8 protein-coding genes and 1 pseudogene are annotated in these 8314 nt (G+C 52.6%); 8 read left to right on the forward strand and 1 reads right to left on the reverse strand.

The window, feature by feature from the left end; translation table 11 throughout:
• Positions 1-10 precede the first annotated feature (10 nt).
• On the reverse strand, positions 11-775 hold the full coding sequence (locus ACFUCV_RS13150) for an alpha/beta fold hydrolase (RefSeq protein ID WP_380816427.1): 765 nt from the start codon (positions 773-775) through the stop codon (positions 11-13).
• A 152-nt stretch (positions 776-927) separates the two neighbouring features.
• Here ACFUCV_RS13150 and ACFUCV_RS13155 point away from each other — a divergent pair, with 152 nt between their 5' ends.
• From ACFUCV_RS13155 to ACFUCV_RS13190, 8 genes and pseudogenes are all read left to right on the forward strand, one after another.
• A complete protein-coding gene (locus ACFUCV_RS13155; RefSeq protein WP_380816429.1) occupies positions 928-1149 on the forward strand; it encodes a hypothetical protein in 222 nt (73 codons plus the stop codon).
• Between the two features lie 4 nt (positions 1150-1153).
• A complete protein-coding gene (locus tag ACFUCV_RS13160) occupies positions 1154-1735 on the forward strand; it encodes a YdcF family protein (RefSeq protein WP_380816432.1) in 582 nt (193 codons plus the stop codon).
• Positions 1736-1819: 84 nt separating this feature from the next.
• Positions 1820-2962, forward strand: coding sequence for a non-hydrolyzing UDP-N-acetylglucosamine 2-epimerase (gene wecB / locus ACFUCV_RS13165; RefSeq protein ID WP_380816434.1), 1143 nt, complete (start codon positions 1820-1822; stop codon positions 2960-2962).
• Positions 2959-3690 (forward strand): NTP transferase domain-containing protein, encoded by a 732-nt coding sequence (locus ACFUCV_RS13170; protein WP_380816436.1) that lies wholly within the window; start codon positions 2959-2961, stop codon positions 3688-3690. Before wecB ends, ACFUCV_RS13170 begins: the two co-directional genes overlap by 4 nt.
• Positions 3690-6191: an accessory Sec system protein Asp2 gene (locus ACFUCV_RS13175; RefSeq protein WP_380816438.1), complete on the forward strand. Its 2502-nt coding sequence runs from the start codon at positions 3690-3692 to the stop codon at positions 6189-6191. Before ACFUCV_RS13170 ends, ACFUCV_RS13175 begins: the two co-directional genes overlap by 1 nt.
• Positions 6192-6256: 65 nt before the next feature.
• Positions 6257-7123, forward strand: coding sequence for an SGNH/GDSL hydrolase family protein (locus ACFUCV_RS13180; RefSeq protein ID WP_380816440.1), 867 nt, complete (start codon positions 6257-6259; stop codon positions 7121-7123).
• Positions 7124-7318: 195 nt separating this feature from the next.
• Entirely contained in the window at positions 7319-7798 is a 480-nt protein-coding gene (locus tag ACFUCV_RS13185; RefSeq protein ID WP_380816442.1) for a transposase family protein, read from the forward strand.
• A 339-nt stretch (positions 7799-8137) separates the two neighbouring features.
• Positions 8138-8245, forward strand: a pseudogene (locus ACFUCV_RS13190) (IS110 family transposase); the annotation flags it as partial.
• Positions 8246-8314 lie beyond the last annotated feature (69 nt).

The following is an 8314-nucleotide window of genomic DNA, read 5'->3' on the forward strand; positions in this document are numbered from 1 at the left end:
CCCACGTGCGTCACACCTGGGCCAGGAAGTCCCGGATGAGGGTATGGATGAGCTCCGGGCGTTGAGCAATCAGCCCATGGCCGGTTCCCGGCACAATGGCCAGCTGCGCGCCCGGAATGGAGGCCGCCATCAGCAGGCTGTGGGCAGGCGGGATGGAGTCCCGGTCCCCTGACATGATGAGCGTGGGCGCCGTGATGGACGCAAGACGGGCCGGTTCAATCCGGGGCTCAGTGGTCCACAGGCGCATGAGTTTGGCCAACACCACCTCGGCATGGCCGGCACCATCCGGGGAAAGCCGCCCGTAGTGCAGGCGCTCCAAATCCGGCTCCTGCTCCCCCACTGCCGCGGACGGCGGCGGGGCGTCCAACCGTGGGCCGTCTCCGGCGGCCGGAGTGAAGACGTCGGGATCCAAGTTGGCGCTGACGGCTACGAGCGAACGCACCCGTTCCGGGTGTTCCAAGGCCAGCAGGAGGCCAAGGATGGCACCGTCGCTGTAACCGACCACATGCACCGACTTCAAGCCTTGGGCGTCAAGGTAGGCAAGCGTGTCAGTTAGCCCGCGCGCATAACTGTAGTCACCGGCAAGATCGGCCGAGCGCCCGTGGCCTGGGCGTTCATAGGCAAAAACCTGGTACTCCTGCATCAGCGTGTTGGCCAGTTCCCGCAGGTTTTCCAGGGAACAAAATCCCCCGTGGAGCAGCAAAACAGGCTCCCCCGCGCCGGCAACTTCCGAATACAGCTCTTGGCCATGGATGCGGAGGAATTCAGTTCTCATCCGGCCAGCTTAATCCACGCAGGCGTGTGGTGCAGCGGGGAATGGCGGAACGGTGCCGGACTGCGCCTTGGTCTGAGCCGGTCACGGTAGACTATCCACCGGCCTAAAATCACAAATTCTGGGCAAAGTCCGCAAATTACTGATGGAGTGCAATGTCCCGGGCCAAGAAGCTGCCAGCAAGTGGCCGCCGTCGTGTTGCCCAGCCGTCGTTCCGGCGGCTGAACCGCAACATTGACAACTCGGTTCGCAACAAGCGCCGGGTGTTGGCTTTGCTGTTCACTGCCGCTGCTGTGGTTGCTATTGTGTGCCTGGCCTTGGCTCTTGTCCCGTTGTTCCCGGAGTTGGACTTTCCCGGCGTGGAACTGCTGCGCTAAAGACATGCCCACCACCAACAAACGGCCCCTGCTGGGCTGGTCCCTGGCTGCCGTGGTTGCGCTGGCACTGGTGTGGCTGGTGACGGCTTTCCAGCTTTTCTACAATGTGCACCCGCCCACGCCAACCCAGGCCGATGCCGTGGTCATGCTGGGTGGGGCGAGCAAGGAGCGTCTGCTGGACGCGATGCTGGTGCGGTCCGAAATTGATGCCCCGTATTTGGTTCTTTCCAATACGGACACCAAAGGCAACGCCACAGCAGACGAGTACTGCGATACCCACAGCAACAAGGCCATTTACCCGGACGTTATTTGTTTTATGCCCTCCAGCATGGATACCCGCGGCGAGGCCGATGTTATTGGCCAATTAGCCACGCAGTATGGTTGGGATTCCATAGTGGTGGTGACATCCAAATATCATGTGGTTCGTTCAGAGCGTTTGATGCGGCAATGCACACCGTCAAAAGTGCAGATGGTTGCCACTGAGCCGCAACTCTCAGCAGGGCAGTGGCTCAAGCGCTTTGTGATTGAGAGCGCCGGCTTGGCCACGGTCATTGTCAATCCAGAGTGCGACTCCCCCATTCGCTAACGCCCCCATAACAGCGGCACAGCGAAGGCCGGGTAAATTCTCGGCTAATCTTTGATGAATACTATTTCACTTAGTGGGGGAACTATGCCTATTGTCATGCCGATCTATGGGACTCGACCGGAGGCCATCAAAATGGCGCCCATCGTGGCCGCTTTGAAGGCTTCGGAGCACTTTGAGTGCGTAGTGACGGTGACCGGGCAGCACCGCGAAATGTTGGATCAGGTCAACGAGCTGTTTGACATCACGCCGGACCATGACTTGAAGATCCTCAAGCAGGGACAGACCCTGTCCCGCATCATGTCCCGGACCATCAAACGATTGGATGATTTATTCGCCAAGAATGCACCGGACGTGGTTGTCGTCCAAGGCGATACCACCACGTCGACGGCTGCCGCCATTGCCGCGTTCTACCGCGGCATCCCCGTGGTGCATGCCGAGGCAGGTCTGCGCAGCCACAACTTGTTTTCTCCTTTCCCGGAGGAGGCGAACAGGAAAATCACCACGCAAATCGCCAGTTTGCACCTGGCCCCCACCGGCACATCCAAGCAGAACCTCTTGAACGAAGGTGTTGCCGAGGCTGACATCGTGGTCACGGGCAACACGGTCATTGATGCGCTCTTGTCCACGGTGAACAAGCAGGTCCCCTTTACGGACCCAGCCCTTGAAAAGCTGGCCGCCACGGGCCAAAAAATTTTGCTGGTCACCACGCACCGCCGGGAGAATCAAGGCGACACCATGCGGGGCGTGGGGAGCGCTCTGGCGCGCTTGGCTGACGCTCATCCGGACCTGATGATTGTGCTGCCGGCCCACAAGAACCCTTTGGTACGCAAAGCGGTCCTGCCAGCCATTAGGGACAAGAGCAACGTCATCGTGACGGAGCCCCTGGCCTATGGTGAGTTCACGCGCATGATCGCCCTCTCCCACCTGGTCCTGACCGACTCGGGCGGAGTGCAGGAAGAGGCGCCCAGCTTGGGGAAGCCGGTCCTAGTCATGCGGGATAACACCGAACGCCCCGAAGCCGTGGTGGCAGGAACAGTGAAGTTGATCGGCACTGAGGAAGACACCATTGTCGATGAAGTGAACGGCCTACTGACGGATAACGAATACTTTGATTTGATGGCCACAGCCGTCAATCCCTACGGCGATGGCCAGGCGGCCGCACGCACCGTAGCGGCCATCGCCGAGCTCGTGGGCCTGGGCAAGCGCCTCGTGGAATTTAGCTCATGACGGTGCAAGTGGTCATCCTTGCCGCGGGGATGGGTACGCGTTTGGCCAGACCGCATCCCAAGCCCATGACCAAGCTGGTGGACGGCCGGACCATCATGCAGCAGCAAGTGGACAACTTGAGAGCCGTGTTTGGCAAAAAACTTCGCCTCACCATTGTGGTGGGCTACAAGATGGAACAAGTCATGGAACATGTTCCGGATGCGTCTTTTGTCTACAACGAGAATTTTGATCAAACCAACACCTCAAAGAGCCTGCTCAAGGCTTTGGCAAACTCCACCAAGGGCGGAGTGCTGTGGTTGAACGGTGATGTGGTTTTTGACCCAGCCATACTGGAACTGCTGCGACCTCATATGGCTGCCGGCAAGTCGTTCATTACTGTAGACGTCTCGTCCGTTTCAGATGAAGAGGTCAAGTACACGGTTGGCGAGGACGGCTACATCAAAGAACTCTCCAAGCGCGTCCCGCAAAATATTGCCCTAGGTGAAGCTGTGGGAATCAACTATGTGGCTAAGCAGGACAAGAAGGCCCTGATAAAGCGCCTCAAGACAGTCGACGAGCAAGACTACTTTGAAGGTGGCGTCGAGCTCACTGTCAAAAATGACGACGTCCAGTGGGCTCCAGTGGACATCAGCGCCTTCTATGCAGTCGAAATCGACGTTGCAGATGACCTAATCGCGGCAAACGCCCAGATCATTGAAGCCAAGATTATCTCGAGGATAAGTAAATAATGATTCCAAATAACATTAATGCCGAAAAGACAGTGCATCAAACCAGTGACAAAGTCACTGAAGATCCTACCTGTGTCAACAGCCCTAAAGATATTGACATTGATTACAAGTTCCGTCCAGCGAAGCAAGACAGACGGCACCTAATTGTGATATTCTCCGGATTTCGCAAGAAAGACACTTATGACCTCAGTGGCAGCAGCTCCGACAGCCTAAGAGCTAATATACTGTGGATTCAAGACCGATTCTATGATAACTACAGTTATTATCTGAATACGCACATGAACGACCAGATTGAACGTGCTGTTTTCGATCTAATAGAGAAATTTAGGATCAACCTCGGACTAAATACAAGTGACGTTACTGTGGCTGGATTTTCCAAGGGTGGATCGGCGGCAATTTATTATGGGCTTAGATATAACTACGGAGCCATCATTTCCGTAGTCCCGCAGTTCCAAATTGGGACATATATAAATAAACACTGGCCTACCGTCCTCCAACATATGACGGGCAGTGGAACCGCAAAGGAGATTGACAAACTCGATGCAACTCTAACGGACCTTATCTCTAGTGATCAAGAGATGATGAGAAATATTTATCTTTTTTCATCGGAAGCCGATCCCCAACACGCGGATCAGGTTGCGCCCTATATAGACAGACTCACAAAATATTCAAACTTTAACTATATAGAAACAAAAAGTCCAATAGTAGACGGTCATAGCATCGTCTCACGATACAACGTACCGTTGATCATATCAATTCTAAGTTCAATTACCGAGCGAGCTGTTCCCCAATTCGGCAAGGTCACCAATGGATCGGATGCTTTTCAATCCTCAATTCGACAGCCAACGATCGACGATGTACGTAAACGAACTGAAGTTGTAGAAAGCCTCACACGCGTAGATATTGACAATGACCGGCTCTTCATTGAAGGGCATTCATTTGTCAAGGGCAATGCAGCCGAGTCACACTCGAGCGTCAGAGTAAACCTGGTCCTAGACTCACCTGAAGGTTCAAGGCACCTTTCCCTTGGAACAGTAAAAGATCCAAACCTCTCTTATCTGTATTACGAGGCAGAGTACTGCGACTACTCTCATGCAGCTATTGCCACACCGGGGTTTAAGGGAATCAATTTAGATGCTGTTCCGTTGGGAGTTTCCTACCTAAAATTATCCGTACAGCACGGCGGGGTACAAAAAACAGTTCCGGCGACGTCAGCAAAGAGTATATCTTCGTGGAATATCGTCAAAAACGATCTCGTCAAGATATCATCTAGCAAATCAGGCATTTGTATTATTAGGCGTTCCCCGCTCGGATTCGATTCCAAGGACACCATCTTCAACGTTGAAGAGTTACGCTTAGAATCAAAGACAATATTCATAAGCGGCTACTTTATACAACCAGGTTTTGCGACGCCCAATTATAACGACGTTTCCTATTACATTGTTCTTTCCGACCCCAAGACGGGCGATACGCAGTACACAATACCATTGGCTAGCGATCATCGTGCAATAACAAGCTCCATGATAGACGATATATGGAATGATTATACAAAATCATATTTTGCAACACTCAAATATCGGGGCGTAAGTGCCAGCCACGTACTTCCCGGGCTTTACAATGTCCGCATTAGCGCGCGGTTTGGCGACTCAGTTTTCAGTAAAGATACCGGCAGAACCATAGAATTTACAAAAGACACGAGCGAAGCCGAAAAGCCACAGATAGCTGTGTTTGGAGCTTGCGTTACACGCGACTTATTTAATTCCAAACTAGTTCCCAAATGGAAAGATTTATATACACTCCACAGTGAATATTATCAGAGCAGCCTGACATCGCTAATGTCCTCCCCCGTTCACGTATCGGAGGACGAGTTTTCTGATCTCGATCGTCACTCCCGAGCCATAACGATGAAAGACTTTGATAAATCGTTCCTTAAACAGCTCGCGGAAGACTCTCCTGACATTATTTTGATCGACTTTTTGGCCGATGCCAAATACGGTGCATTGAAGCTGGGTGAATCTTTGGTGACAAACAATAAGTGGAAGCTTCAAGCGTCCGATTATTACAGTTCCTTAAATGACCCATTGGTTATAAGCATGAAAAATAATGAAGAAGAATACATTGAGGAGTTCAGAGCAGCCGCAATAAAGTTCAAGAGATTTAGGGAGAAGAGTTTTCCTTCCAGTCTGATAGTAGTTAACCAGGCTAGGGCAACTTCGTTGTACGTCACTACCGACAAAATTGGGCGATTTTCTAGCAAAGAAATAAGTTCACTCAATCTTCGTTGGGAAAAACTAGAGGCTGTTTTCTGTGAAGTTATGGACGTGGTTAAGATTTCTGGATTGTCGGCTGGACTCATAGGAGATGCCGATCATCCCTGGGGGCCCGGCCCCCTTCACTACCAGCCCAGCTACTATTCCAAGCTACAGGAAGAGCTTTGTGGACTGCCAGGGTTTCCTGAAATTAGAGGGAGAGTTGTAGCGGATCCTGTACTCACCTCGTGATATTATGCATTTTTTATCCGTTTGTTAGTTCATTAATTTAAAAAATAGTTTATTTGGGAGTACGTATGGCTAAGCGCGTAATCAGACTAAAAGAATACAGGCCCGGTAGTGACCAAATGTGCGTTCCCACGCCGGAGTATCTGGCGCGCACTGACGGGACACTGGGGTCTGGACCTTTTCGTTGCCGCACGGACCTGAATGGCTTTATTGAAACCGGGAATTCTTTGATGCCCGATCCTCGACAGGTAATTTTTCTCGGTGATTCTTTTGTCGAATCAGTATATAGCCCCGAACAGGACCGGTTCATTTCCGTTGCTGAGCGGGAACTAATCAAAGCAGGACATTCCGTTCAGTTTCGAAACGGCGGCTACTCGGGTTCTACTACACTTCAGCTCATTAATGTGATCCTCAATAAAGTTTACCCCTTGACGGGTCCGGGCGGTACGATCGTATTCTTCGGACCCCATAGCGATCGGGACTACCTTTATAAACAGGGATCTTATTGGAGCAATACACCTCGCGGTGCGACAATTCTTCCTCCGGGGGAAGCGGGTCACGTAGACATTCCTCGCGGCATGGCTTCAGCAGAGTCAGTGCTTAAGTTATTAGTTTCAACCACGCGGCATTTGGGTCTACATCTAGTCTTCGCGACGACGCCATATAGAGAAGGAGACTATGAGACCGACCCTATTTTTAAGCAGAACTATCACGAACGTGAGGACTGGTTCCGCAGAGGAATGGTCAGACGCCGGCAATGGATTGCACTCCTAAAGCAGACGGCGCTAGATTATGCGATTCCACTAATCGACGTTCAGCAAATAGTTAACGGCCAGTCAAAATACTTTTACGATGAGCTCCACCTCAGTCCTGCGGGGCATCAAGTTGTGGCAGGACACCTTGTCGAAAATCTGACAAGTGTTCTACATGTCTAACGATTTATCACATACGAATGCCACCAATACTCGTATATTTTTGGTTGTTTGTTCTCTTTTAATTAGGGTTCAGGGCTCCTGACATCACGATGTAATTTTTTGAGCCGGGGGCTTTGTTTTGGGGCTCTTCGTGGTTGGTGGGGGTTTGAGTTCTTGATTTAGCTTTGCAAAGGGCCCGTGGCCCTGCTGGGATGAATGTGTCTAAGCATTCAACTTGGAACAGGACCACGAGCCTTGAACGAGCCTACCGTTTTGGTAGTCGACGCTGCCACAACCCTTTTCAACCTGCCCGACTACCACGTCATATCAACAACCGTGACTGATGATGGTTACCGCCAAGTTCTTGTTGAAAGCGAGCAACCGCCCGGGAGCCCGAGTTGTGGTGTCGTGGCCACACGCCGGAAGGAACGCCGCTTCCAACGCATCCGCGACATTCCCGTTGCCGGCCGGATTGAAGTGTTGTGGCGAAAGTACCGCTGGTACTGCCAAGAGTTGCAGTGCCAGCGGCCGTCATTCTTTGTATCCACCACCCAAGTCCCTGCTCGGGCACGTTCCACGAGCAGGCTCCGAGACCATCTGGTGGATGCCGTGATCCGCTCAGGCCGGGCCATGTCAGAAACAGCTGCCGGTTTCGCTGTGTCTTGGTGGATGGTCAGGTGGCAAATACGACTTTAGGGTACGGCCAGTCCGGGTAGGTGGTACGGGCGGTCCGGGGGTAGGTGTGTAATCTCGCTACATCTCTAATGGGTGTTGGCAGGTCTGGTACCCGCTGGCAGGATTGGTTTCGCCCTCGAATACGTGACTCGCGCTACATCAGTCCCTGAGCTTCAGGTGACTTTTCCACGACTCGTCCGCCTGAGGGGGCGGCACCAGCCTGACCCCTTGCCGTGGCTTGATAAAAGGTTGGCCGCAACCACGCGGTTGCGTGCCTCATTAGAGATTTGCCGGACAAGACTTCAATACCAGACCGGTGCCACCAATAACGGCACGCGACTGGAAAGAAGGATCACCGCTATGACCATCGTGGCAGAAAAATACGACTACGTCATCGGTATCGACACTCACTCACGCACCCACACCTACGCAATCATCAATATGAACCGTCCCGGAAATCATGCCGCCGTTTTGTGGGCGGCAGCGTCGGGTAACGAGCCGGAATTTTCATCATAGTAGATACGCTCGAATTCCTCC

The sequence above is a fragment of the Specibacter sp. NPDC057265 genome (genome assembly GCF_042668835.1).
GTDB lineage: Bacteria > Actinomycetota > Actinomycetes > Actinomycetales > Micrococcaceae > Specibacter.